The 24531-nt window shown below is 69.1% G+C and carries 24 protein-coding genes; 16 read left to right on the plus strand and 8 right to left on the minus strand.

Translation table 11 applies throughout. The features are described from left to right. A partial coding sequence (locus tag RJ03_RS02205; RefSeq protein WP_036497519.1) for a magnesium chelatase domain-containing protein occupies positions 1–317 on the plus strand: 317 nt, incomplete at its 5' end. A 101-nt stretch (positions 318–418) separates the two neighbouring features. Further along, positions 419–1528, plus strand: coding sequence for a DNA integrity scanning diadenylate cyclase DisA (gene disA, locus RJ03_RS02210; protein WP_051024163.1), 1110 nt, complete (start codon positions 419–421; stop codon positions 1526–1528). A gap of 60 nt (positions 1529–1588) precedes the next feature. Here the strand turns inward: disA and RJ03_RS02215 are convergent, their stop codons facing one another. After that, positions 1589–2242, minus strand: coding sequence for a DUF4232 domain-containing protein (locus RJ03_RS02215; RefSeq protein ID WP_036497521.1), 654 nt, complete (start codon positions 2240–2242; stop codon positions 1589–1591). Between the two features lie 148 nt (positions 2243–2390). Continuing rightward, a complete protein-coding gene (locus tag RJ03_RS02220) occupies positions 2391–3014 on the minus strand; it encodes a carbonic anhydrase (protein ID WP_036497560.1) in 624 nt (207 codons plus the stop codon). A gap of 98 nt (positions 3015–3112) precedes the next feature. On the opposite strand from RJ03_RS02220, the gene RJ03_RS02225 reads away from it, so the two are divergent. Both RJ03_RS02225 and RJ03_RS02230 read left to right on the plus strand, forming a co-directional pair. Next, positions 3113–4033 carry an iron-sulfur binding domain-containing protein gene (locus tag RJ03_RS02225; protein ID WP_051024159.1) on the plus strand — a complete coding sequence of 307 codons (921 nt, stop codon included), beginning with the start codon at positions 3113–3115 and terminating at the stop codon, positions 4031–4033. Positions 4034–4091: 58 nt separating this feature from the next. Next, positions 4092–4469 carry a hypothetical protein gene (locus RJ03_RS02230; RefSeq protein ID WP_036497523.1) on the plus strand — a complete coding sequence of 126 codons (378 nt, stop codon included), beginning with the start codon at positions 4092–4094 and terminating at the stop codon, positions 4467–4469. Between the two features lie 34 nt (positions 4470–4503). Here RJ03_RS02230 and RJ03_RS02235 read toward each other — a convergent pair whose 3' ends face one another. The 5 genes from RJ03_RS02235 to kstR all read right to left on the minus strand — a co-directional run bounded on the left by RJ03_RS02235 (position 4504) and on the right by kstR (position 10848). Further along, the gene (locus RJ03_RS02235) at positions 4504–5505 is read right to left on the minus strand and encodes a metal ABC transporter permease (RefSeq protein WP_083870554.1); all 1002 of its coding nucleotides are present in this window, start codon (positions 5503–5505) and stop codon (positions 4504–4506) included. Continuing rightward, positions 5502–6374, minus strand: a complete 873-nt coding sequence (locus tag RJ03_RS02240) for a metal ABC transporter ATP-binding protein (RefSeq protein WP_083870555.1) — start codon at positions 6372–6374, stop codon at positions 5502–5504. The genes RJ03_RS02235 and RJ03_RS02240 overlap by 4 nt, the downstream gene beginning before the upstream one ends. An 11-nt stretch (positions 6375–6385) precedes the next feature. Then, positions 6386–7270, minus strand: coding sequence for a metal ABC transporter solute-binding protein, Zn/Mn family (locus RJ03_RS02245; RefSeq protein WP_051024160.1), 885 nt, complete (start codon positions 7268–7270; stop codon positions 6386–6388). Between the two features lie 180 nt (positions 7271–7450). Continuing rightward, positions 7451–10024, minus strand: a complete 2574-nt coding sequence (gene otsB / locus RJ03_RS02250; protein ID WP_036497525.1) for a trehalose-phosphatase — start codon at positions 10022–10024, stop codon at positions 7451–7453. A gap of 167 nt (positions 10025–10191) precedes the next feature. Next, positions 10192–10848: a cholesterol catabolism transcriptional regulator KstR gene (kstR, locus tag RJ03_RS02255; RefSeq protein WP_036497527.1), complete on the minus strand. Its 657-nt coding sequence runs from the start codon at positions 10846–10848 to the stop codon at positions 10192–10194. Positions 10849–10998: 150 nt separating this feature from the next. On the opposite strand from kstR, the gene RJ03_RS02260 reads away from it, so the two are divergent. The 6 genes from RJ03_RS02260 to RJ03_RS02285 are packed head-to-tail and all read left to right on the plus strand — an operon-like array spanning position 10999 to position 18123. Next, entirely contained in the window at positions 10999–13188 is a 2190-nt protein-coding gene (locus RJ03_RS02260) for an acyl-CoA dehydrogenase family protein (protein WP_036497529.1), read from the plus strand. A gap of 53 nt (positions 13189–13241) precedes the next feature. Continuing rightward, positions 13242–14411: an acyl-CoA dehydrogenase family protein gene (locus RJ03_RS02265; protein ID WP_036497530.1), complete on the plus strand. Its 1170-nt coding sequence runs from the start codon at positions 13242–13244 to the stop codon at positions 14409–14411. After that, a complete protein-coding gene (locus tag RJ03_RS02270; RefSeq protein ID WP_036497532.1) occupies positions 14396–15565 on the plus strand; it encodes an acyl-CoA dehydrogenase family protein in 1170 nt (389 codons plus the stop codon). Before RJ03_RS02265 ends, RJ03_RS02270 begins: the two co-directional genes overlap by 16 nt. A gap of 22 nt (positions 15566–15587) precedes the next feature. Beyond that, positions 15588–16535, plus strand: coding sequence for a bifunctional MaoC family dehydratase N-terminal/OB-fold nucleic acid binding domain-containing protein (locus RJ03_RS02275; RefSeq protein ID WP_083870558.1), 948 nt, complete (start codon positions 15588–15590; stop codon positions 16533–16535). Further along, the gene (locus tag RJ03_RS02280) at positions 16532–16951 is read left to right on the plus strand and encodes a MaoC family dehydratase (protein WP_036497534.1); all 420 of its coding nucleotides are present in this window, start codon (positions 16532–16534) and stop codon (positions 16949–16951) included. The genes RJ03_RS02275 and RJ03_RS02280 overlap by 4 nt, the downstream gene beginning before the upstream one ends. After that, the gene (locus RJ03_RS02285) at positions 16948–18123 is read left to right on the plus strand and encodes a lipid-transfer protein (RefSeq protein WP_036497536.1); all 1176 of its coding nucleotides are present in this window, start codon (positions 16948–16950) and stop codon (positions 18121–18123) included. Before RJ03_RS02280 ends, RJ03_RS02285 begins: the two co-directional genes overlap by 4 nt. A 123-nt stretch (positions 18124–18246) precedes the next feature. On the opposite strand, the gene RJ03_RS02290 is transcribed toward RJ03_RS02285, so the two are convergent. Then, positions 18247–18843 (minus strand): TetR/AcrR family transcriptional regulator, encoded by a 597-nt coding sequence (locus RJ03_RS02290; RefSeq protein WP_036497537.1) that lies wholly within the window; start codon positions 18841–18843, stop codon positions 18247–18249. Between the two features lie 87 nt (positions 18844–18930). On the opposite strand from RJ03_RS02290, the gene zapE reads away from it, so the two are divergent. The 6 genes from zapE to RJ03_RS02320 all read left to right on the plus strand — a co-directional run bounded on the left by zapE (position 18931) and on the right by RJ03_RS02320 (position 24366). After that, on the plus strand, positions 18931–19986 hold the full coding sequence (zapE, locus tag RJ03_RS02295; protein WP_245552161.1) for a cell division protein ZapE: 1056 nt from the start codon (positions 18931–18933) through the stop codon (positions 19984–19986). 215 nt (positions 19987–20201) lie between these two features. Next, the gene (locus tag RJ03_RS02300) at positions 20202–21140 is read left to right on the plus strand and encodes a DUF4129 domain-containing protein (protein ID WP_245552162.1); all 939 of its coding nucleotides are present in this window, start codon (positions 20202–20204) and stop codon (positions 21138–21140) included. 5 nt (positions 21141–21145) lie between these two features. After that, entirely contained in the window at positions 21146–21637 is a 492-nt protein-coding gene (locus tag RJ03_RS02305; protein ID WP_036497574.1) for a hypothetical protein, read from the plus strand. A 49-nt stretch (positions 21638–21686) separates the two neighbouring features. Beyond that, entirely contained in the window at positions 21687–22649 is a 963-nt protein-coding gene (locus RJ03_RS02310; RefSeq protein WP_036497539.1) for an AAA family ATPase, read from the plus strand. Next, on the plus strand, positions 22646–23920 hold the full coding sequence (locus tag RJ03_RS02315) for a DUF58 domain-containing protein (protein WP_036497540.1): 1275 nt from the start codon (positions 22646–22648) through the stop codon (positions 23918–23920). Before RJ03_RS02310 ends, RJ03_RS02315 begins: the two co-directional genes overlap by 4 nt. Continuing rightward, positions 23917–24366, plus strand: coding sequence for a hypothetical protein (locus RJ03_RS02320; protein ID WP_036497542.1), 450 nt, complete (start codon positions 23917–23919; stop codon positions 24364–24366). The genes RJ03_RS02315 and RJ03_RS02320 overlap by 4 nt, the downstream gene beginning before the upstream one ends. Positions 24367–24531 lie beyond the last annotated feature (165 nt).

The following is a 24531-nucleotide window of genomic DNA, read 5'->3' on the forward strand; positions in this document are numbered from 1 at the left end:
GGATGCGATTGACCGAACCCGCCGCCGATCTGGCCGTCGCGGTCGCGATCACCGGCGCCGAACGCGATATCCCGCTGCGCGCGGGCATGGTGGTGCTGGGCGAGGTCGGTCTCGCCGGGGAGGTCCGGCGTGTCACGGGGGTCGGGCGCAGATTGCGCGAAGCCGAGCGGCTAGGTTTCACGGAGGCGTTGGTACCGCCGGGGACCGACCTGTCCGGCATCGGAATGAAGGTGCACGAGGTCGCGAGTGTTCGTGCGGCACTCGCCTCGAGTGGTTTGTCGAAGCGACGACGCGAGCGTGTGGAGGCTGTGGAATGATCCCGGGCCGTTGGGTGACCCACCTGCTCGGCCGTCCCGCGCCGCGCGGCAGGTTCATGAGCCCAGCGGATGTGCCGGTCGCGGCGGATGCGGCGGAGGCGATGCCCGCGGCGGAGGCGGTCCGTGCCGACGACGATCCCGGTTTGAGCACCACCATCGCCCGGCTGGTGCCGGGCACCGAACTGCGCGACGGTATCGACCGGATTCTGCGCGCCCGCACCGGCGGGCTGATCGTGCTCGGCTACGACGAGGAGCTGGAACGAATCTGCGACGGCGGATTCGAACTCGATGTCGAATTCTCGCCGACCCGGCTGCGTGAGCTGTCGAAAATGGATGGCGCCGTGGTGCTTTCGACCGACGGCGCACGCATCCGCCGCGCCAATGTCCATCTGGTGCCCGACCCCGGCCTGCCGACCACCGAATCCGGCACCCGGCACAAGGCGGCCGAGCGCACCGCCGCGCAGACCGGCTATCCGGTGGTGTCGGTGAGCCGCTCGACGGGCATCGTCACGGTCTATCTCAACGGGCACCGGCATCCGATACAGACCTCGGAGACCATCCTGTCGCGAGCCAATCAGGCGATGGCGACGCTGGAGCGCTACCGCTCCCGGCTGGACGAGACCACCCGGCAGCTGTCACTGGTGGAACTGAACGACTGCGCGACGGTGCGCGATGTGCTGGCGGTGGTGCACTGCCTGGAACTGGTCCGCCGCGTCGCGCGCGAAATCAGTTCCGACGTGGCCGAACTCGGCGTCGACGGCCGCCAGCTGGCGCTGCAACTGGCCGAACTCGTCGGCAACACCGAGGCCCTGCGCCGCCTGCTGGTCCGCGACTACATTCGCAGTGAACCGGTCGACGACGCGATGGTCGACCGCACCCTGGCCGCCCTCGACGGGCTGCTCGAGGTGGATCTGCTCGAACTCACCAATCTCGCCCCGGCCCTGGGTTTTCCGGCGACGTTCGAAGCTCTCGACACCGCCGTGGGCCCGCGCGGATACCGGGTGCTCGCCGAGATCCCGCGGGTGCCGCTGCGCCGCGCCGAACCCGTGATCGCCGCCTTCGGCTCGCTGTCGGGCCTGGTATCGGCGAGTGCGTCGGAGATCGAGGGCGTCGACGGCATCGATGCGCATCTGGCCCGCCAGATCCGCGAGGGCCTGTCCCGGCTGTCGGAGTCCGGTGCGGTCCGATCGACGGAATCCGGCACCGTCTGAACCGGACGGAATCCGGCACCGTCTGAACCGGTTCGGGCGCGGCCGGATTCGAGCCTCGTGTCAGGCGATGTTGAAGGTCTCCGGTGCGCTGCGCACGGAACCGAACTGCGCCACCACCGCGTATCCGCCGGCCGGCACCGGAACGCGATCGCCCGCACAACCCGGCTGCGACGTGGTACCCGACCAGGTGAGGGTGAACGCCGCCTGCTGGCCGCCGTTGAGCGTGCGCACATCGGCCGGACCGCCCTGATCGCAGTCGGTGTTCGACCACAGCTTGCGCTGGCCGTCCAGCGACTGCACCCACACCTGCTGCAGCCCCGAACCCATATCCCGGCTGCAGGCCGCGGTCGAGATGTTGGTCAGCACGATGGTGATCACCGGCTGATCACCGGCCTTGTAGGTCGGCTGGCCGACGGTCACCTTCACCGCCAGCGACTGATCCGGACACGGGGCCGGGACGCCGCTGGCCGTCGAATTGACGGTGCCCGAGGCCGGAACCTTCGAACCGCTGGGATCGGCGGTGGTGGACCCGGCCGCCTTGGCGGAGGTGGAGGTCGCCGCCGCGGCCTTGGGGTCCTTGTCGCCCCCGCCGCTGCGCAGCAACATCAACGCCAGCCAGATGACCAGAGCGAGCGCGACGATCAGCGCGCCGATGGCGAGCAGGCGGCGACGCCAGTAGATCTCCGGCGGCAGCGGTCCATTCGGTTCCAGCACGGCAACAACGGTAAGGGCACGATCGTGCCGTTCCGCTCAGGTACGCGGCGTGTCGGCGCCGAAATGGCGGTGACGCCGGGTACATTTTCGCACCGTCTTCCGCGACGGCGCCGTCACCCGGCGGTCACCGTGTGAGAACCGTTGTGGTTCAGACCGTTTCGCCGATATCGCCGATCACCTTGTGCAGCAGCGCGCGGCCGTCGGCAAGCTTGTAGTTCACACAGGCGATGGCGCACTGCCCGCTCGCGACCCGATCGGACACGATCTTCGAGCGATCGGTGAGCAAGCGCGCGGTCTCCTGCACATGGCGGGCCTCGAGTTCGTCGACCTCGGTGAGTCCGTCGCGGCGGCCGGTCAGGATGGACGGCGTCACGCGCTCGACCACGCTGCGGATGAATCCGCCGGGCACGTTGCCGTCGTCGAGTGCGTCGATGGTCGCGCGGACCGCGCCGCAACTGTCGTGCCCGAGGACGACGATCAGCGGCACGTTGAGGATTTCGACGCCGTATTCGATCGAACCCAGCACCGACTCGTCGACGACGTGGCCGGCGGTCCGAACCACGAACATATCGCCGAGGCCCTGGTCGAAGATGATCTCGGCGGCGACCCGGGAGTCGCCGCACCCGAACAGGATGGCCCGGGGCTGCTGCCCGCCGACGAGTTTGGCGCGGTCGGCGGCGCCCTGGCTGGGGTGCTGCAGTGTGCCGTTGACGAACCTGTCGTTACCCTCGCGGAGAGACTTCCAGGCACTGATCGGGTTGGTATGAGGCATGCGTCCCATTTTCCATGGCTTGAGGGCTACCGGCGAGTCCGTTCGGCTACACATGGGCAAATTTCGGATCACCGGCGGGCTCGCGCGGCGGTGATGTCGTGAGCTCGAAGACGGCGACCGAGGCCACCCGCGACCCGGCCGCGGGCGTGGACAGCGACGTCCTGATCGACTGGTACGAGCAGTCGGCCCGGGACCTGCCGTGGCGGCGCCCCGGAGTGAGCGCCTGGCAGATCCTGATGAGCGAGATCATGCTGCAGCAGACGCCCGTGGTGCGGGTGGAGCCGATCTGGCGGGAATGGGTGCGGCGCTGGCCGGTGCCCTCGGCCATGGCCGCCGCCTCGCCCGGCGAGGTGCTGCGCGCGTGGGGCAAGCTCGGCTATCCGCGTCGCGCCCTGCGGTTGCACGAATGCGCGCGGGTGCTCGCCGCCGAATACGGCGACGTGGTGCCCGACGATGTCGAGGTGCTGCTCACCCTCCCCGGCATCGGCGCCTATACGGCTCGGGCGGTGGCCTGCTTCGCCTACGGGCAGCGAGTTCCGGTGGTGGACACCAACGTTCGCCGTGTGGTTGCCCGGGCGGTGCACGGCCGGGCCGAGGCCGGGAACCCGCGCACCCGCGATCTGGCCGAAACCGAGGCCCTGCTGCCGGTCCGGATCGACCGGGCGGCGGTCTTCTCCGCGGCGTTGATGGAACTGGGAGCCACCGTCTGCACCGCGCGCAATCCCGACTGCGAGCGCTGTCCGCTGCCGCGCTGCACGTGGGTCACCTCCGGTCGCCCGGCCTCGGACGTGGTGCGTCGCACCCAGAAGTACGACGGCACGGACCGGCAGGCTCGCGGCCGCCTCCTCGACGTGCTGCGCGCGGCGACCGGACCGGTCGAACGAGTGGCTCTCGACCTGGCCTGGACCCGCGATCCGGGCCAGCGCGATCGGGCCCTGGATTCCCTGCTCGTCGACGGCTTGATCGAGCAGACCGCCGACGGGCTGTTCGCGCTCGCCGGTGAGAGCGGCGCGAACTGAGACGCGGGCGGATCGGCCCGAGCGTTCCCAGCATCGGCGGGAACTTACAGTTCGGCCGATGAAACTTCTGCTCGACCGACCCTTCGTCCTCGCCTGGATGTACGCGCTCGCCTCGGCAGTGTTGGGCCCGTTCATCTTTCTGGGCGGCTACTCGTTCTTCACGCAGGGAGTCGGTGATTACTGCGACCCGGTGCACGGTGACGCTGCCGCCCGGGACGCGGCGTTCCGCGCCGCGCAGACGTTCCAGATCACCGGCGCCGCTGTGATGCTGGCCCTCGGAGTTCTCGTGCTGATCCGCCTGTGGTCCCGTCGACACGACATCAACCGCAATCTCGTCGTCGTCGCGAGCGGCCTCGGGGTCGTGCCCATGATGGGCGGCTTCGTCCTGGTCATTCTGCTGTCCGGGCCGGGCGGGCAGTCCTGCTGGCCGAGCTGACCCGAGACGGGCGGCCGATGACGACCGCTGGATCTCACCCGCGGACCGGCAGCTGCACGTCCTCCGCTCGGCCGCGTAGCGAATCCGGGTCGTTCGAGGCGTCGATCCGCGGAGCCGGATCCGACACGCCGCCCACTCGTGACTCGGCAGTGCCCGGCGTCCGCAGGGCCGTGCGCCGGCGGGCCCGCAGGATCGGGCGGCCGATGAACCGGCAGACCAGGTAGATCACGAACGAGATGGTCGTGATGAAGGTCGAGACCGGGACGCCGGGGGCCAGCGACAGCAGAATTCCGCCGACCGCGGCGATTTCGGCGAACAGCACCGACAGCAGTGTCGCCCGTAGCGGGCTCGCGGTGAGCTGAGCGGCGGCCGCGGCGGGGGTGATCAGCAGCGACAACACCAGCAGGGCGCCGACGATCTGCACCCCGAAGGCGGCGGTCACGCCGAGCAGCACCGCGAACACCACCGAGAGCGCGCGCACCGGAACCCCGCGCGCCACGGCCACTTCCGGGTCGGTGCTGGCGAAAAGCAAGGGGCGATAGATGAACGCGAGCACCGCCAGCACGCCGATGGTGCACAGCGCGAGCGAGGTGAGTCCGGTGCCGCCGACACTGACCACCTGTCCGGTGAGCAGGGAGAATTTCGATCCGGCGCGACTGGGCCCCAGCCAGAGGAACAGCACCGACAGGCCGAGCCCGAACGACATCACCACCGCGATCACCGAATCACGTTCGCGCGCCTTGGAACCCAGCAGCCCGAACATGACGGCCGCGATCACCGAACCCGCGATCGCCCCGGCGCCCACGCCGATGCCGACCAGCAGCGCCGCCGCCGCACCGGTGAGCGACAGTTCGCTGGTGCCGTGCACGGCGAACGACATCTGCCGGTTCACGATGAGCGGTCCGATCACGCCGGCGAGCAGTCCCAGCAGGGCGGCCGCGAGCACGGCCTGCTGCACGAAGTCGTAGGACAGCAGGTCGGCGGTGGTGTGCAGATCCAGCATCTTGGTGAGGACATCGGAAAGTTTGTCGTTCATTCGCCGGCTCCCTCGGTGTGGTGCGTGCCCAGCGCATCGATCTCGTCACCGGTGCCGACGACCACCAGCCGGCCGCGCACGCGCAGTACGTCGACCTCGGTGCCGTAGAGCTCCGACAGCACCTCCGAGGTCATCACCTCGTCCGGGGTGCCGATCCGGAACTTGCCCTCCACCAGATACAGCACCCGATCCACCAGCGGCAGAATCGGATTGATCTCGTGCGTCACGAACAGCACCGCGGTGTCGTGGGTGCGGCGGCGGCGATCGATGAGTTCGGACACCAGCCGCTGATTCGCCAGATCCAGGCTCAGCAGCGGTTCATCGCACAGCAGCACGCGCGGATCACCGGCCAGCGCCTGCGCCACCCGCAGCCGCTGCTGTTCCCCGCCGGACAGCGATTCCAGCGGCGCGTTCGCGAAATGTTCGGCACCGACCTGTGCGAGGGCGTCGGCGACGCGGCGGCGGCGTTCGCCCCGGCCGCGCCAGCCCAGGCCCCAGCGATGCCCGTCCACGCCCAGCCCGACGAGATCGACGCCGCGCAACTGCACGCCGGCGTCGATCGTCTTCTGTTGCGGCACATAACCGATCCTCGGATTCCCCAGCCGCGCGGGCGCCCCACTCACCTCGACCGTGCCCGCACTGGGCGCGAGCTGTCCCAGCAGCATCCGCAGCAGCGAGGTCTTACCGGATCCGTTGGGCCCCAGCACCGCGACGAATTCGCCGGGCGCGATATCGAGATCGAGGCCCTGCCAGAGTGTGCGCGGCCCGAACGCCAGGCTCGCTCCCCGCAGCGATACCGCGGGGGCGGCGATATGCGATGCCTTCGCCGGGGCCTGCTCGGGCGCCTCGGTTCGGGTGTGCCCCGTCATCACTGTCTCCCTCAGCCGAGCGCGCCGGCCAGCGCCGTCGCGTTGCCGGTCTGCCACGTCACGAAATCGGTGTTCGCCGGGAGGGTTTCGGTGACCTCGACGATCGGCACGCCCGCGGATTTCGCGGTCGCGGCGACGTCCTTCGTGGTCTTGTCCTCGGTCTGGATGTTGTAGACCAGCGCTCGAACCTGCTTGCCGGTCAACAGGTCTCGTACCGCCGCCAGATCCCCCGGGGACGGATCGGTGCCCTGTTCGATCGCTTCCTCGAAGGGATGCGGGGTGCGGTCGTCGGTATCGGCGGCGGCGAGCAGGTAGTGTGCGAGCGGCTCGGTCTGCAGCACCGGCGACTTCGGATGCGCGGCAGCAATTTTCGCGGTGATCGCGGTGACGCCCGCCAGCTGCCCGCGCAGCGCCGCGGCGCGGTCGGCGAACGCCTGCCGGTGCCCGGGATCGATGCGGCCGAGTTCGTCGGCGATCCGCCCGGCCACCGCGTCGACCGTCTTCATGTCGTACCAGACGTGTTCGTTCTCGTCGTTCGGCGCCGAACGCAGGTCGAAGGCGGCGATGCTGGGTTTGCCACGGCCCGCGGCCGCCTTCTCGGCGAACTCGTCGTAGTGCCCGCCGTTGTAGACGACCAGCGCGGCGTCGCGGATCGCGGCGGCATCGGTCGGGCTGGTCTCGTAGGAGTGCGGGTCCACGTTCGGGCTGTCGATGATCGACTTCACCTCGACATCGGGACCGCCGACCGCGGCCGCGACGCTGCCCCACACGTCGGTGGAGGCGACGATCTTCGGCTTCCCCGAATCCGCGGAGGTTCCCGAGCAGGCGGCCAGCGTGACCGCGGTGGTGATTCCCAGCGTGACGACAGCGATTCGAGCGGCGAAACTTCTGATCACGCGGGTACTCCTGCACACGAGCTCTTAACGGAAACGATTTCCATTTAAATGTAGCGTATGTGTCCAGCCCGGACCCCATCGATCGGACCGACCGGGATGTGAACCGCACCACGAACAGGGCCCGCGAGCGCTCGATCCGAGCGACCGCGGGCCCTGGAACGGGTATCCGGCGAGCTGGAGTTACTGCACCATCGCCGCGACCGGCTGGCTCAGCAACTGAGCGCAGCGCAGCAGACCGAGATGGCTGTAGGCCTGCGGGTGGTTGCCCAGGGAGCGTTCGGCGACCGGGTCGTACTCCTCGCTGAGCAGTCCGGTCGGGCCGGCGACATCCACCAGCTGGGCGAACAGCGCCTCGGCGTCCTCACGCTTGCCGATCAGCAGGTAGGCCTCCACCAGCCAGGCGGCACACAGGTGGAAACCGCCCTCGCCGCCGGGCAGGCCGTCGTCGTGGTGGTAGCGGTACACCGTCGAGCCGCTGCGCAGCTCGGCCTCGGTGGCGACGACCGTGGCCGCGAAGCGCGGATCCGACGGCTCGATCAGACCGCTGAGGCCGATGTGCAGGGTCGCGGCGTCCAGATCGGTGCCGTCGTAGGCGGCCGTATAGGACTGGACCTGTTCGTTCCAGCCCTTGGCCTTGACCTCGTCGGCGATGGTCTCGCGCAGTTCGACCCACACCGGATCGATGCCGCGGTCGAACCGCTCGGCCAGTTTCAGCGCCCGGTCGACGGTCAGCCAGCCCATCACCTTCGAATACACGTGGTGACGCGGGTTGCCGCGGATCTCCCAGATGCCGTGGTCGGGTTCGCGCCAGCGTCGCTGCACGGCCGAGACCATGGCCTGCACCAGTTCCCAGTCGCGGTCCGGCAGCGCCTTGGCCGGGTCGAGAATGCCCTTGCCCTCGCGTGCCTCGGCCAGGGCCGCGATCAGATCCACGATCGGGCCGAAGACGTCCAGCTGGACCTGCATATTCGCCGCGTTGCCCACGCGCACCGGCCGCGAGCCCGCGTAACCGGGCAGCTGGTCCAGCACGGCCTCCGGAGGCAGCGTCTCGCCGTACAGCGTGTACAGGGGGTGCAGGCGTTCCGGTCCGGCCAGGGTCTCGAGCACGCGGTGCGTCCAGGCCAGGAAATCCTCGGCCTCCGACAGCGAGCCCAGGGTGACCAGCGCGTGCGCGGTGAGCGAGGCGTCGCGCAGCCAGCAGTAGCGGTAGTCCCAGTTGCGGACGCCGCCGATGTCCTCGGGCAGCGAGGTGGTGGCCGCGGCCAGAATCGACCCGGACGGAGCATGCACCAGTCCGCGCAGCGTCAGTGCCGAACGCTTCATCAGATCGGGCTTGAGCGGCGGCAGGTTCAGATCGGAGGCCCAGTCGCGCCAGTACCGCTCGGCCTCGTTACGCCGGTCCGCCTCGCTGACCATCGCCGGGGCGAGATCGGAGGTGCCGCAGCGCATTTCGAGCACGATCGGTCCCTGCGAGGGATCGACCACCGCGCGGGCGACGTGGTGGATGCCCTCCTCGGAGATCTCCCACTGCACGCCGGGGGAGCGCAGCACGATCGGATCGTTGGTGCCGTGCACGCGGAGGCCGGCCGGTTCGCGGACCAGCGTCACCGGCACCTGCCCGAATTCGGGGCGGGGTGCGAAGGTGACCACCGCACGCGCGTCCCCGGTGATCACACGAGTCAGATCGGTGCGTTCCAGTGCGACGTCGTGCGGCAGGTAGTCGACGATCTTCAAACTGGACCAACGGGTTTCGACGGTCATCGTGCCGTCGACGTAGCGCTGTGACAGCGGCAGACTCTGACGCTCGGGGGCGATGGTGAAATGTCCGGCCGCCGGACCGCCCAGCAGGTGGGCGAAGACCGCCGCCGAATCCGGTTCGGGATGGCAGAACCAGCTGACGGTCCCGTCCGGGGTGAGCAGCGCCTTGGAGCGCGGGGAAGCCAGCATGGTCAGCCGCTCGATGCGCGGCGCGGACGCGCCCGCCAGCCAGGTGCGGCGTTCCTCGAGCAGGAACGCCAAGGCCTTGGCGACCTCCTCGGTGCTGGGCACCCGGTATTCGGCCAGGCTGTCGCCGTCGCCCACCTTGATGCCGATATCCGGACCCGACAGCCGCGCGAAGGCCTTCTCGTCGGTGACGTCGTCACCGAAGAAGACCGCCGCGGAGGCGCCCTCCTGATGGCGGATGATGTCGAGAGCGGCGCCCTTGTCGGTCTGGATGACGGCCAGTTCGATGACCGCCTTGCCCTCGGTGACCTGGATTCCGACCCAGCTCGCCGGGCCCTGCCGGGCCTGCTGCAGCGCGCGACGGCCCACCTCGGGAGTGGCATTGCGCACATGCAGCGCGATGCTGGCCGGTTTGGCTTCGACGGTGACGCCGGGATTGTCGTCGGCGATGGCGGCCAGGGCGTGGCGCACCTCGGTCAGCAGTTGCTTGGCGTCGTTGTCGATGGCGTGCACGAAGCCGACATCGAATTCCGAGCCGTGGCTTCCGATCAACTGCACCTCGACGGGAAGCCGGGAAAGCGCCGCGAGATCTCGCAGCGCGCGGCCGGAGATGACGGCCGCGGTGGTGGTCGTCAGGCCGGCGAGCGCACGCAATGCGCTCACCGATTCCCGATGGGGATAGGCCTTTGCCGGATCGGAGACTATGGGCGCGATTGTCCCGTCGTAGTCCGAAGCGACCAATAGCCGCGGCACGCGGGCTACGGCCGACAAGGCACGGCGAAGTTCGTGTGGCAGATCCTGTGCGCTCACGCATCCAACCTAGTGATCGGAGGAGATTTTTCAGGGCGCGAGAAACTTTACTGGGTCAGGTTTGCCCGCGTGTTGGCGCAGTGATACGTGCTGTTTACACGAGCTCGCCAGGCAGGTTTCGAACGCCCGGACCTACATTGTCCGGCAATTCGCTTCCTGCCGCGCGCTCAGGACTTCTCGCCCAGCAACAGGTCGACGGTCAGGTCGAGGCGCTCGGCCACATCGGTCGCCGAGGCGCGCCGGGTGAGCCACGCCACCAGATTCGACAACCACACGTCGCTGATCACCCGGGCGATGGCCAGATCGCGTTCGGTGGGCTCGCCCTCGTTCACGGCACGCGCGAAGAAGCGGTCCATCACCTTGCCGACCCGGTCGACCTCGGCGGCCGCGGAGGCGTCGGCGAACATGAACGCCCGCGTCATGGCCTCGGTGAGCAGCGGATCGCGCTGCATGGCCCGGGTGACCTGGGTCAGCATCACGTGCATGCGTTCCTGCGGGGTCTGCCCGGCCAGCGGCTTGCGTCTGCTGTCGAACTGCTCGAATTCCCGGGCCAGCGCCGAGACCAGCAGATGCACCTTCGAGGGAAAGTATCGATACAGCGTGCCGACGGCGACGTCGGCGCGTTCGGCGACCGCGCGCATCTGCACCGCGTCGTAACCGCCCTTGGAGGCGAGCGCGAGGGTGGCGTCGAGAATTCGCTTGCGCCGCTCGCGCTGGGCCGCCGAGCTCAGCTCGTCCTCGCTCAGGGTGCTGACCGTCGCGCGATTGCGGGCTCCGTTCTGCGCACCCGAGTCGGCTGCCTGCTCTCGGGAGGGACTGGCCATTCGTGAAAGTCCTTTCCTGCACGCACGTCGGTTCCGGTGGCCGACGAGCGTAGTTCAGCGGCGGCGACGGACGCCCCTTGACTTACGCCCGACCGTCACATTAGAACATGTTCTAGGTGTGGGAGTCACGCCGGAAAGGCGGTATGGAGTGTGACCATCGCCACCACTGACGAGCATAAAGCCGTCCAGGAGTCGATGCGCGGATGGGCCGCAGCGGTGCACCCGATTGCAACAATGCGCACTGGCGCGCCCGGGTACTGGCGTGAATTCTGGCCGGGCCTGGTGGGCCTCGGCGTCTTCCGCGTCGCGGTCCCCGAGGAGGCCGGCGGCGCGGGCGGCTGCGTGAGCGATCTGGCCGTGCTGATCGAGCAGGCGGCGCATGATCTCGTGGGCGGACCGGTGACGGCTACCGCGCTGGCCGGCCTCGTTGCCGGCGACACCCTCGACGAGGATACGCCCTGCGGTATCGCCCTGGGCCAGGCTGTTGTGCTGTCGCACAACGCAACCGACGCACCGGAGGTGACCGGTACCTGGGAGACCGTGCTCGGCGCCGACGAGCGGACCGCGCTGTTGCTGCCGGTACGCTCCGGCGACCGCGAACTGTGGTGCCTGCTGCCCGCGGGCACCCCGGGTGTGACGGTCGAGGCGCTCGAGCCCCTGGACCCCAGTACTCCGCTGGCCCGCGTGACCTGCGCGAACGTCGCGGTGCCCGCCGACCACGTCTTCGAACCGCCGTACGCGGTCGGCGATCTCGTGGCCGCGCTGATCGCGGCGGAGGCCGCGGGGATCGCGGGCTGGTGTCTGGAGACGGCGGTCGACTACGCCAAGGTCCGGGAGCAGTTCGGGCGCAAGATCGGCGAATTCCAGGCGATCAAGCACATCTGCGCCTGGATGCTGTGCCGCACCGAACAGACCCGCGCCGTGGCCGCAGACGCTGCGGCAGCGGCTGATCCGGCGATAGCCGCGGCGGCTGATGCGAGCGATTCCGGTGGGCGCGAATTGCGATTGGCCGCCGCCGTCGCGATGACGATCGCGCTGGACGCCGCCGTGGAGAACGCCAAGGACTGCATCCAGGTGCTGGGCGGTATCGGCTTCACCTGGGAGCACGACGCGCATCTGTATCTGCGGCGCGCGACCGCGCTGCGGGCGTTGCTGGGCGGTTCGGCGCACTGGCGCGCCGAGGTGGCGAAGCTGACGCAGGCCGGGGTACGCCGCACGGTATCGATCGACCTCGGTGACGCCGAAGGCGGAACCGCCTGGGAGGCAGCCGGTGTGGATGCCGCCGAGGCGACGGTGCTGGCCGCCGACCTGACCCGGATCGCCGCCCTGCCCGCCGCGGAGCAGCGTGCCGCATTGGCCGACGCCGGTTTGCTGGCCTGCCACTGGCCGGCCCCCTACGGCCGCGCCGCCGGGCCGATTCAGCGCAGCCTGATCGAGGACCAGATCCGCAAGGCCGGAATCGAACTACCCGACCTCGTCATCGCGAACTGGGCGATTCCCACCCTGCTGCAATGGGGTACGCCCGAGCAGATCGAGCGCTTCGCCCCACCGACGCTCACCGGTGAGGTGATCTGGTGCCAGCTGTTCTCGGAGCCGGGCGCGGGCTCCGATCTGGCGGCGCTGCGCACCGTCGCCGAGCGGGTCGAGGGCGGCTGGAAGCTGCGGGGCCAGAAGGTGTGGACCTCGCTCGCCGACCGTGCCACGTGGGGAATCTGTTTGGCGCGCACCGATTCCGCCGCACCCAAGCACAAGGGCATCAGCTACTTCCTGGTCGACATGAAGAGCCCGGGGCTCGAGATCCGGCCGCTGGTCGAGATCACCGGCGAGGCGCGCTTCAACGAGGTCTTCCTCGATGACGTGTTCGTCCCCGACGACTGTCTGGTGGGTGAGCTCGGCAACGGCTGGCGGATCGCCCGCTCCACGCTTTCCGCCGAGCGAGTGGCCATGGGCGGCAAGGGAATCGGTGAGGAGCTGGAGGCCGTGATCGCGGCCGCTCCCACCGCGGGCCCGGGTGCCGAGGTGGTCGCCGATCGCCTCGGCGCGCTGATCGCCGAATCGGTGGCCGGCACGTTGCTGGAGGCGCGCGCGGCCAAGAAGTTGCTGTCCGGCGGTGACCCCGCCGCGGAGAGCAGCGTCCGCAAACTGGTCGGCGTCCGGCACCGGCAGGCGGTGGCCGAATTCGCGGCCGAGCTGGCCGGAACAGCCGGTGCGCTGGACACCGGCGTGGTGAAGGAATTCCTGCTCACGCGCTGTCTGTCGATCGCCGGCGGCACCGAACAGATCCTGCTGACCGTCGCCGGTGAGCGGATTCTCGGGCTGCCGCGCGAATCGAAGGGCTGATATCGCAGGGCCGGGCCGCCAGAGCAGCCCACATCCGACAGGGAGCAAAAGAATTGGACTTCACCAGAGACGAGAGTCAGGACGCGGTCGCCGAAGTCGTCGTGAGCCTGCTCGAACACGACAGCGCGCGTGATCTCGCGCTGTGGCCCGCGCTGGTCGACAGCGGGCTGCTGGCGCTGCCGCTGCCGGAACAGCACGGCGGCGACGGGATGGGACTGCTCGAGGTCTCGACCCTGCTGACCGAACTCGCGACCGACGCGGTGGCGGTGCCGGCGCTGTCGACCCTCGGGTTCGGCGTGCTGCCGCTGGTCGGCCATGCCGGAGACGACTTGGCGGCCAAGGTTTTTCCCGCCGTCGCCAAGGGCGCGATCCTGACCGCGGCACTGCACGAGCCGGGCGCCCCGTTCGTCGCCGAACCGCGGACGAAGGCGGTGGCCGACGGCGATTCGGCGCGGATCACCGGCCGCAAGATCGCGGTGCCGTACGCGGAGCAGGCCCAGTGGATTCTGGTGCCGACCGATCGCGGAATCGCGGTCGTCGACGGTGACGCGAAGGGCATCACCCGCACCGAGAGCCCGAGTTCCACCGGCGCGCCGGAATTCTCGGTGTCCTTCGAGGACACGGTGATTCCGGCGGCGCAGCTGCTGGATATTCCGCTGGAGGACCTGCACCGCATCGCCCTGGCAACCCTCGGCGCGGTCGCCGACGGCCTGCTCAAAGGTGTGCTGGCGCTGACCTCGGAACATCTGCGGACCCGGCAGCAGTTCGGCCGCCCGCTGGCCGAATTCCAGGCCGTCGCACAGGAAATCGCGGACGTGTACGTGGTCTCGCGCACCCTGCAGGTGGCCGCGACATCCGCGAACTGGTCGCTGGCGCAGTATGTAGGTCGCAGCCCGGCTCGGGCCTGGACTGACGGAGCGGGGGAGCGAAGCGGAGGAGCGGAGAAGGGAAGGACCGAGCCTCCGGGGGCTGCGACCCGCGACGCCGGAGGCGGCGCCAAGGACACTGCACGTGTCGACGACGACCTCGATGTGCTGGCGTTCTGTGTGGCCTCCGAGCTGCCGGCGGCCATGCAGCGGTGCCATCACCTGCACGGCGGTATCGGCGTCGATGTGACTCACCCGCTGCACCGCTACTACTCACAAGCCAAGGACATCGCCCGCTGGCTCGGCGGTGCGTCGTTCCGGCTGGACCGGTTGGGAGCCAGATGTACATCGATCTGACCGCTGAACAGCACAAGCTGCGCGACGAATTACGCGCCTACTTCGCCGATCTCGTCACTCCGGAGGAGGAGGCCGAGATGGCGGTGAACCGCCACGGGGACGCCTACCGGGCGGTGGTCAAGCGAATGGGCCGCGACGGGTGGCTGGGCGTGGGCTGGCCGAAGGAGTACGGCGGCCAGGGCTTCGGCCCGCTGGAACAGCAGATCTTCTACAACGAGGCGGTCCGCGCCGATGTGCCGGTCCCGCTGGTGACGCTGCTGACCGTCGGCCCGGCGCTGCAGTCGTTCGGTACCGAGGAGCAGAAACGCAAGTTCCTGCCCGGAATCCTCACCGGCGACATCCATTTCGCCATCGGCTATTCCGAGCCGGACGCCGGTACCGACCTGGCGGCACTGCGGACCTCGGCGGTGCGGGATGCGAACGGCGACTGGATCGTCAACGGGCAGAAGGTGTTCACCACCGGCGCGCACGAAGCCGATTTCGTCTGGCTGGCGGTGCGCACCGGTTCGGTCGAGTCCCGCCACAAGGGCATTTCGATCCTGATCGTGGACACCACCGATCCGGGCTACTCGTGGACGCCGATCATCACCGCCGACGGCGCGCACCACACCAACGCCACCTACTTCGACAACGTCCGCGTGCCGGCGGAAATGCTGGTCGGGGAGGAGAACGGCGGCTGGAAGCTGATCACCACCCAGCTCAATCACGAGCGGGTCAGCCTGGGCCCGTCGGGCAAGATCGAACAGCTCTACGAGCGGGTGCGCGATTGGTCGCAGCGGCACGGCGTGCTGGAAGAGACCGAAGTGCGGCGCGCACTGGGCCGCCTGCATGCCATGGTGCGAGTCAACGAACTGCTGAACTGGCAGGTCGCCTCGAATATGGAACGCCCCGACGCCGATCAGCGCGATGTGATCGCCGATGCCTCGGCGACCAAGGTGTTCTCCACCGAGGCACTGCAGGAGGCGGGCCGGCTGGCGGAGGAGATCGTGGCTCGCTTCGGCGATCCGGCCGATCCGGACACCGCGGAACTGATGACCTGGCTGGACAAGCGGACCAAGCAGAACCTGGTCGTGACCTTCGGTGGCGGCGTCAACGAGGTCATGCGCGAACTGATCGCGCAGATGGGCCTGCGCCTGCCCCGCGTACCGAGATAGGAGTTTTCGCGTGTCGGAAACCATGACGGCGGAAGAGATCCGCGCCGCCGGCGAGAAGATCCAGCAGCTGGGCGAGTCCGCGCCGCGCCTCGGCCGCGACCCGGTGAACCAGCCGATGATCAACAACTGGGTCGAGGCGCTGGGCGACGCCAACCCGATCTATGTCGACGACGAGGCCGCCCGCGCCGCCGGACATCCCGGCATCGTCGCGCCGCCGGCCATGGCCCAGGTGTGGACCATGCCCGGCCTGCACGGATCTCGGCCCGCCGACGATCCGATGAACGCGGTCAACGATCTGCTCGACGCCGCCGGCTACACCTCGGTGGTGGCGACCAACTGTGAGCAGACCTACCACCGCTACCTACGCCTCGGCGAGCGTCCGGTGGCGCGGACCAGGCTGCGAGAACTGGTGGGGCCCAAGCGCACCGGCCTAGGTGAGGGCTGGTTCGCCACCTACCTGCTGACCTGGTACGTCGACGACGAACCGGTCACCGAGATGCTGTTCCGGATGTTGAAATTCGCACCCGGTACGGCCGAGCCCGCCGCGGCCCCCGGCGAGGTGTCGGCGGAGGATCTGGCGAAGCGGGTCCGGCCCACCGTGTCGAAGGACACCGAATTCTTCTGGGACGGAACGAAACTCGGCGAACTGCGGATCCAGCGCCGGCCGGACGGGACGCTGCAGCATCCGCCGGTTCCGGCGCTGTGGAAGGACCACACCGAACAGTCCGATTACGTGGTGGCCTCCGGCCGCGGCACCGTCTTCAGTTTCGTGGTGCACCACGCGCCGAAGGTGCCCGGCCGGCAGGTGCCCTACGCCGTCGCCCTGGTCGAACTCGAGGAGGGCGTGCGCATGCTCGGCGAGCTGCGCGGCATCGACCCCGCCGAGGTCGAGGTGGGGCTGCCCGTCGAAGTGGGCTTCCAGCGGCTCGACGACGACAACACCGTGCCCTACTGGAAGGCCGTGCGATGACCTCCACGATTCAGCCCGCCGCCGTGCAGGTCGGAACCACCCTGCCCGAGTTGGTGATTCACGCCGACCCGACGTTCGTGGTCTCCACCGCGCTGGCCACCCGCGACTTCCAGGACGTGCACCACGACCGCGACAAGGCCGTCGAGCGCGGGTCGAAGGACATCTTCGTCAACATCCTCACCGACACCGGCCTGGTGCAGCGATTCGTCACCGATTGGGCGGGGCCGGGGGCGATCGTGAAATCCGTCGCCCTGCGCCTAGGGGTGCCGCTGTACGCGGGCGACACCCTGACACTCAGCGGAACCGTGGCGGCCGTGGACGGCGCGGACATCACCATCGATGTGGTCGGCAAGGACAGCCTCGGCGACCACATCACGGCGAAAGCCGTTATCTCCCTGCAGGAGGCACGCCAGTGACGGGTCTGAGCCGCCGCGCCGCGATCGTCGGCATCGGCGCCACCGATTTCTCCAAGGACTCCGGCCGCAGCGAGCTGCGCCTCGCCGCCGAGGCCGTCACCGCCGCCCTCGCGGACGCGGGGCTGACCCCCGCCGACGTGGACGGCCTGACGACCTTCACCATGGATACCAACACCCAGGCCGCGGTCGCGCGGGCCACCGGTATCCCGAGCCTGAAGTTCTTCAGCAACATCCCGTTCGGCGGTGGCGCGGCGGCCGCGACCGTGCAGCAGGCCGCCATGGCCGTCGCCACCGGAGTCGCGGATGTCGTGGTGGCCTACCGCGCGTTCAACGAGCGGTCCGGAAATCGCTTCGGGCAGTTCGCGACTCATCTGGCGACCGGCAATCCCAGCTCGTCGGGTGTGGACAACGCGTTCTCCTATACGCACGGCCTGGGCACTCCGGCCGCGCAGGTCGCCATGGTGGCCCGGCGCTATATGCACGTATACGGCGCGAGCAGTGCGGATTTCGGCCGGGTGGCGGTGGCCGACCGCAAGCACGCCGCGGTGAATCCGGCGGCCCACTTCTACGGCAAGCCGATCACGCTCGACGACCACCAGGCCTCGCGCTGGATCGCCGAACCGCTGCATCTGCTGGATTGCTGCCAGGAGACCGACGGCGGTGTGGCCATCGTGGTCACCAGCGCCGAGCGCGCCCGGGACCTGCCGAACAAGCCCGCGCTGATCGCCGGTGCGGCCCAGGGTTCCGGTGCGGACCAGTACGTGATGACCAGCTATTACCGCGACGCCCTGACCGGTCTGCCGGAGATGGGCCTGGTGGGTGACCAGCTGTGGGCGCAGAGCGAGTTGCGGCCCGACGATATGCAGGCCGCCATTCTCTACGACCACTTCACCCCGTTCGTGCTGATGCAGCTCGAGGAGCTGGGCTTCTGCGGTCGCGGCGAGGGTAAGGATTTCGTCGCCGACGGGGCGATCGAAATCGGCGGCCGGCTGCCGCTCAACACCCACGGCGGCCAGCTGGGCGAGGCCTACATCCACGGCATGAACGGCATCGCCGAGGGGGTGCGCCAGATCCGCGGCAGCTCGGTGAATCAGGTCGAGGGCCTGGAGAACATCGTCGTCACCGCCGGAACCGGCGTGCCGACATCCGGGCTGGTGCTGACCGCGGCCTGACGGACCGGCCGGGCCGGTCGTCTGCTCCGAGCCTGAACTTTTCGTGCAAACCTCCGCGAAATCGGCGGAAAACCGCCGAAATCGCCGAGGTTTGCACGATTAGTTCACGGCACACGCTGTCGCTTATGCAATCGCGGCGCGCAGCTGCGCACGCAACGGCCGGGCCAACTGCTCGGCGCTCTCCCGAGTCCCTGCGGCCGATTCCCTTCGCGCACCGGCGAATCGGTCGAATACCAAGCCCTCGATGACGGCGATGTAATCGGCTGCGGCCGTGTCGGGATCGGCTGCCCCGAGCGTGCGGAACAGTTCACGCGCGTGCCGATGGGAGAACAGGCTCGCGACCAGTCGCGGGTGCAGCTCGCGGTCGCCGAGTAGGTCGGTGATCAGCATGTGGCGGGCGATCAGATGGTTGCGGCGTTGCGCCAGTAGGTCGTCCAGCCATGCGGCCACCGCGGCGGCGATATCGTCCGGGTCGGTGGCCGGCAGGTCGGCGGCGCGGAAATCGGTGCGCGACCGCTCGGTGATCGCGTCCACGATCGCCTCGATCAACGCGCGTTTGGTGCGGAAGTAGTACGAGGTCGAGCCGGGCGGTAGGCCGGCCTCGGTATCGAGTGCCCGATGGGTCAGCGCCCGCAGCCCCTCGCGGGCGATCAGGTCGATCGCCGTGCCGGTGATGAGTTCGCGCCGGTCCGCCGCGCGCACCTCCGGATCTGTGGACATCGTCACCTTCTCTCGTCTCGCACCGAATCATCCTCTACAAGTGTAGAGGTGCTCTACGGATGTAGAGCCCTCAGGAGGGTGGAGATCGTGGACGGACCGGTTCTCGATGACGATCAGCGTGCGGCCGCGGCGGCACTGGCTACGGTGGCCGGACGATTGGGCCGGCGCCGCTGGGCATTTCCGCGCGGCTTCGGTTCGCAGGTCCTGCCGTCGGCGTTCTCGCGGCCGGTGCGCGGGGTGTACCTGCACGGTCGTCCCGGCCGCGGCAAGACGATGCTCATGGACGAATTCTTCGCGCGAGTGGATTCGACACGTAAGTGTCGCTACCACTTTCATCAGTTCTTCGCCCGGCTCCATACCGCGATCGCCGAATCCGGCGGTCTGCCGGCCGCGTTGGACGCACTGCTCGGCGACACCGAACTGATCTGTTTCGACGAATTCCATGTTCACGATGTCGGCGACGCCATGCTGCTGACCCGCCTGCTCCAGACACTGTTCGCGCGCCGCATCGTGCTGGTGGCGACCTCGAACTATCCGCCCGAGCAGCTTCTGCCCAATCCGCTGACGCACGCGAAATTCGAACCCGCCATCGCGCTGCTGCGGGCCCATCTGGCCGTGGTCACCGTCGACGGACCGCAGGATTACCGCGCTCGCGGGTACCGGGACCGGATCTGCGATGGGACCGGATTCTCCAGCGGGCGCTACGTGCGCGGGCACCGGCCCGGCGCCGACCGTCCGGCCGCGATGCCGATCGCCCATCTCCTGCTGCGGGCGAGGGCCGCGGAGGCGGACCTGCTGGTCGTCGATTTCGACGAAATCTGCGGGAAGCCCTTGTCGGCCATCGACTTTCTGGACCTCGCCCACACCTACCGGCGCTGGGTGGTGTGTGCGGTGCCCCCGCTGCGGCGGGTTCCGGTCGACGCGGTGACGCGCTTCGTCAACCTCGTCGACGTGCTCTACGACGCCGATCTGCCCCTCACCCTCTACACCGAGGTTTCGCTGCCGGAGTTGGTCCGCGACGTTGCCGCCGCCCCGGATCTCGAGCGCACCGCGAGCCGGCTGAGCCGGTTGCCCGGTGCTCGCCCGGCGAGCGTCGCCGAGCCGGCCGAATCGGCGGGAAGCATGGTGGCCGACCTCTCGTGAGGGTCTGCCGAAGTGAAGTGCACTCGTTTGGACGGATCTGCCGGAGACGAGGCCATTTGCTGTGCGCGGTCACAGTTTCGCCGGCTGTCAACTGGCGGCTAGGGGCATAGACCGCACCGGTCACCGTCCGGTGTCACGATTTCCCTCCTCACGGACCGTTCGGCATGTAACGATGTGCCTGTTTGTGCAGTTCGGATGTTTTCTGGGAGAGGCCCGTGGCCGGGGTGAGAACGGCGATACCACGCGCGATCGGGCTGATCGCATTGATGGCGTGCGTCGTCTTCGCGTTGCGCGGATACCTGCCGGGCACCGGCGGCCCGCATGCGCCGTCCCCGCCCTCGGCGGTGACGGTGGCACTCATGCCGGTGCTGTCGCTGGTATCCGTGGTGATCCTGCTGGCCGGGGTGCTGACCAGCCAGCACCACGCGCCGCTGGCGATGGCCGAGGTCGACCGGGACCGCAAGCGGCAGCCGTTCCGATTGAGCCGGTTCGGGATCGTGATCCTCATCGGCACCGCCGTCGCGGCCGTGCTGACCGCGATCGTGTGGGCGGTGTATCTGCTCGCCGGCGGCCGTGAGGAAGCTCCCGCGCCGCGTTCGAATCCGCCCGCCACCGCACACCAGCCCGAAACGACCGCGCCGCCGACCACCCAGCCGTTCTCCGGCACTCCGGAGCTGAGCGGCCACGCCCTGCTGTTCGTCGGCGTATGCGCCGCGGTGCTGGTGGCGGTCGCGATCCTCGGTCTCGGCGTGGTGGCCTTCGGCGCCCGCGATGGCCGCGGCGCACCGGCGGTTCCGTCGGTGCCCGCACCCGCCGAGGCGCCGGTATCGCTGGCACAGGTTGCCGAAATGGGCCTGGCCGCGATGATGGCCTCCGGAAAGGATGCGCGCGCCGCGATCATCGCCTGCTACGTCGCGATGGAGAGCGGTCTGGCGCAGGCCCGCGAGGTGGCGCCACTGATTTCCGACACCCCCTCGGAGGTGCTGGCGCGGGCCTTCGATCGCGGCGTCCTGCACGACGCCTCGGCCCGTGAACTGGTGACGCTGTTCGAGGAGGCCCGGTTCAGCCCGCATTCGATCCTGGAATGGCAGCGCATGCGTGCCGAACAACTGCTGCGCATCGTGCTGGCGGATCTGCAGGGGGCGCGGCTGTGACCCGGATGACGATCGTGGTCGGCGCGGTGGCGATGATCGCGTTGATCGAGCTGGTCGGTCTGAGCAACCAGCGTGAGATGTTGCCGCTGCTGGTCGGGGTGCCGGTGCTCGGCGCCCTGGCCCTGCTGCTGTGGTCGCTGGTCGAGCGCTCCCGGGCGCGGGACCGTGCCGACGACGACCACGACTTCGAGAACGGCCCGGCCGAAATGCTGAGCCGCTGGCACGCGCGGGCACAGATGCTCGCGACCCGCGCCGACGGCACCCGGGCCGATTGGGATCGCTATCTGCGCCCGCTGCTGGCCAAGGAGTTCGAACTGTCCAGCGGTCATCGGATCGCGAAGAACCGCAAGGCCACCGAGGCCGCCGGACGGCTGCAGTTCGGTCCGGAACTGTGGCGCTGGGTGGATCCGGCCAATTCGTCGCCGCGTGATCAGACCACGCGTGCGCCCGGCCGGGACGCCCTCGACGAGATTCTACGTCGCTTGCAGAGCATGTGAGCAGCTTGCCGAACAGGTGAAATGGGTTGGAACTAATGCGAGATCGGATATGACGACACCTTTGGATGTGACCATCAAACGCACCGATGCGGTGCTGCGGGAGATCGCCCGCGCCGTGGTCGGCAAGCGCGAAGAGCTGCAGCTGATCATGATCGCGGTGCTGTCGGGCGGCCACGTCCTGATCGAGGACCTACCGGGCCTCGGTAAGACACTCATCGCCAGATCCTTCGCCACCGCATTGGGATTGGACTTCACGCGCGTGCAGTTCACCCCGGATCTGCTGCCCGCGGATCTGATCGGCTCGACGATCTACGACATGGCCTCGGGCCGGTTCAACTTCCGGCGCGGGCCCGTATTCACGAATATGCTGCTCGCCGACGAGATCAACCGCACCCCGCCCAAGACACAGGCGGCGCTGCTCGAGGCGATGGCCGAGGGGCAGGTCAGCATCGACGGCGAAACCTTCCCGCTGCCACAGCCTTTCATCGTGCTGGCTACCGACAATCCGATCGAGTACGAGGGCACCTATCCGTTACCGGAGGCCCAGCTGGACCGATTCGCCATGCAGTTACGGCTGGGATATCTGTCGGAGAAGGACGAGACCCAGATGATCCGCCGCCGGCTCGAACGTGGCGCGGTCACCCCGCAGGTGGGGCAGGTGGTGGACGCGCAAGGCCTGGTGGAGATGCGGCAGGCGGTCGAATTCGTCACCGTCCACCCGGATGTGGTGACGTATGTGGTCGCGCTGGCCGCCGCCACCCGCGGTCACCCACAGGTCGAGGTCGGTGCGAGTCCCCGCGCCGAACTGGATCTGGTGCAGATGGCCCGCGCCCGGGCGCTGCTGCTGGGGCGCGACTACGTGATCCCGGAGGATGTGAAGGCGCTGGCGGTTCCGGCGATGGCGCACCGGATCACGCTGCGCCCGGAGATGTGGGTGCGCCGGATCCGCGGCGAGGACGTGATCTCCGAATTGCTGCGCCGCCTGCCCGTACCGCGCGCGACGGTGACATGAGACATCGCGACACCACCTCGGCGAGCGAGGTCGATCTGCGCTGGCGGCCCGCGCCACTGGTGTACATGCTGGCGGTGGCCGCCGCGGTCGCGCTGGTGCCGGCGATCATGCTGGATCGGTGGCAGCTGGCGGTCTTCGCGGCGCCGATGCTGGGCGTGCTGGCCACCGCGCCGATTCAATTGGCGCGCACCAGGGTTCAGGTCGACGGTGGCGGGATTCTGCGCTGCTTCGAATCCGAGGAGGTCGAGCTGCCGGTCGCCGCGTTCGTCGAACACGGGCACGCGCTGCTGCGCTGTCGTCCCGAGGAGGCGAGCGGGCTGGAGCTGCGGGTCGAGGAGTCCTCCGATTCCGGGCCCGCGCCGGCCGGTCTGCGGCTGGCGCTGTCGACCCAGCGCTGGGGCCGCTATCCGGTGACGGTCCGGCTGACGGCGTTGAGCCCGGCGGGGCTGGCCCAGGCCTCCGCGAGTGTCGCGGCCGGTGAGGTGTACGTGTACCCGATCGCCGATCCGCAGCGAATGCGATTGCCGCGCACCGAACTTCCGGAACGGATCGGCACCCATCTGACCCGCCGGCACGGGCCCGGCGTGGAGTACGCCGATATCCGCGCCTATGCGCCCGGCGACCAGTTGCGCATCGTCAACTGGCCGGTGAGCGCACGCCGCGGCCGCCTCTACGTCACCGAGCGGCTCACCAACCGGGCCGCGGATGTCGTTGTGCTGGTGGATACTTCGCTACAGGCTCCGGGTCCGGCCTCGGATTCGATGGAGCTGACCGTGCGCGGTGCGGCGCAGGTCGCGCAGACCGCGCTGCAGGCGGGCGACCGCACCGCCGTGGTGTGCCTGGGCCGCGCGCCGCGCTGGCTGCGGCCCGATATCGGGCGGCGCCAGTTCTATCGCATCGTCGACACGGTGCTCGGCGTGGGCGACGAGCACATCCCGAATGTCGGCACGCTGGCCCCGCATACGGCCGTGCCGATCGGTGCGATCGTGGTCGCGTTCTCGACCCTGCTCGACACCGAATTCGCGCTGGCCCTGATCGATCTGCGCAAGCGCGGCCACGCCGTGGTGGTTGTCGACGTGCTGCGCGGCACGCCGTTCAAGGACGGCCTGGATCCGACGCTGGCCCGGATGTGGCAGTTGGAACGCACCGCGATGTACCGCGATATGGGCACCGTCGGAGTGGATATCGTGGCCTGGCCCGACGGTGCCCGCCTCGACCAGGCGATGCGGCTGCTGCCCGACCATCGGCGCATGGTGCGGGTGAAGCGATGACGAGATTTCTGGCCGTACTGTCCGGGCTGCTGCTGACCACCGCGGTCGGCATCGTGCTGCCGTGGGCGGCGATTCCGGTTTTCGTCGCGGTGGTCGTCGGCTGGCGGTTCCGCACGGTGGCGGTGGTGGCGGTGCTGGTCGCCCTGGGTGCGCTGGCGTGGGCCGATACCGGTGCGCTGGCCGCCGCCGGGACGGGTCTGGTCGCGACCACCTATCTGCTCAACACCGCCACGCTGCACGCCCCGGCCGGTGTGGTTCCCACCACATTGCCGTCGGTCGTCGGGGCGCTCGGATTCGCGGCGGCGGCGGTGCTGGCGACGCTGATTCCGGGACGGCTGGCGTGGCTGCCGCTGCTCGCCCCGGTGCTGGTCATCGTGTTGTACGCGGCGATCGTGCAGGGCCTGATCGGGCACGACGACGCCCCGGATACCGCGGAACCGACGTAGTCGACCGAGCGTGATATACCCCACAACCAGGGTGTTTGCCCTACTACACGATGTCGTGGTTTCCTACTACACCTTGTAGTCTGTTGGCATGTGGATTATCCCGATCATCGCCGTCATCTGTTCCGTCGCGATCGCCGGCCTGTTCGCCACCGGCTTCCCGGACTG

This window comes from Nocardia aobensis NBRC 100429, from assembly GCF_000308375.1.
GTDB lineage: Bacteria > Actinomycetota > Actinomycetes > Mycobacteriales > Mycobacteriaceae > Nocardia > Nocardia aobensis.

Excerpts from the sequence above, each read along its gene's own strand:
- RJ03_RS02220 (WP_036497560.1), bottom strand. The coding sequence starts at position 3,014 with ATGCCTCATACCAACCCGATCAGTGCCTGGAAGTCTCTCCGCGAGGGT.
- RJ03_RS02235 (WP_083870554.1), bottom strand. The coding sequence starts at position 5,505 with ATGAACGACAAACTTTCCGATGTCCTCACCAAGATGCTGGATCTGCAC.
- RJ03_RS02320 (WP_036497542.1), top strand. The coding sequence starts at position 23,917 with ATGACGAGATTTCTGGCCGTACTGTCCGGGCTGCTGCTGACCACCGCG.
- RJ03_RS02310 (WP_036497539.1), top strand. The coding sequence starts at position 21,687 with ATGACGACACCTTTGGATGTGACCATCAAACGCACCGATGCGGTGCTG.
- RJ03_RS02280 (WP_036497534.1), top strand. The coding sequence starts at position 16,532 with ATGACCTCCACGATTCAGCCCGCCGCCGTGCAGGTCGGAACCACCCTG.
- RJ03_RS02275 (WP_083870558.1), top strand. The coding sequence starts at position 15,588 with ATGACGGCGGAAGAGATCCGCGCCGCCGGCGAGAAGATCCAGCAGCTG.
- kstR (WP_036497527.1), bottom strand. The coding sequence starts at position 10,848 with ATGGCCAGTCCCTCCCGAGAGCAGGCAGCCGACTCGGGTGCGCAGAAC.
- RJ03_RS02290 (WP_036497537.1), bottom strand. The coding sequence starts at position 18,843 with ATGTCCACAGATCCGGAGGTGCGCGCGGCGGACCGGCGCGAACTCATC.
- RJ03_RS02305 (WP_036497574.1), top strand. The coding sequence starts at position 21,146 with ATGACGATCGTGGTCGGCGCGGTGGCGATGATCGCGTTGATCGAGCTG.
- disA (WP_051024163.1), top strand. The coding sequence starts at position 419 with ATGCCCGCGGCGGAGGCGGTCCGTGCCGACGACGATCCCGGTTTGAGC.
- RJ03_RS02270 (WP_036497532.1), top strand. The coding sequence starts at position 14,396 with ATGTACATCGATCTGACCGCTGAACAGCACAAGCTGCGCGACGAATTA.
- RJ03_RS02230 (WP_036497523.1), top strand. The coding sequence starts at position 4,092 with ATGAAACTTCTGCTCGACCGACCCTTCGTCCTCGCCTGGATGTACGCG.
- RJ03_RS02315 (WP_036497540.1), top strand. The coding sequence starts at position 22,646 with ATGAGACATCGCGACACCACCTCGGCGAGCGAGGTCGATCTGCGCTGG.
- RJ03_RS02240 (WP_083870555.1), bottom strand. The coding sequence starts at position 6,374 with ATGACGGGGCACACCCGAACCGAGGCGCCCGAGCAGGCCCCGGCGAAG.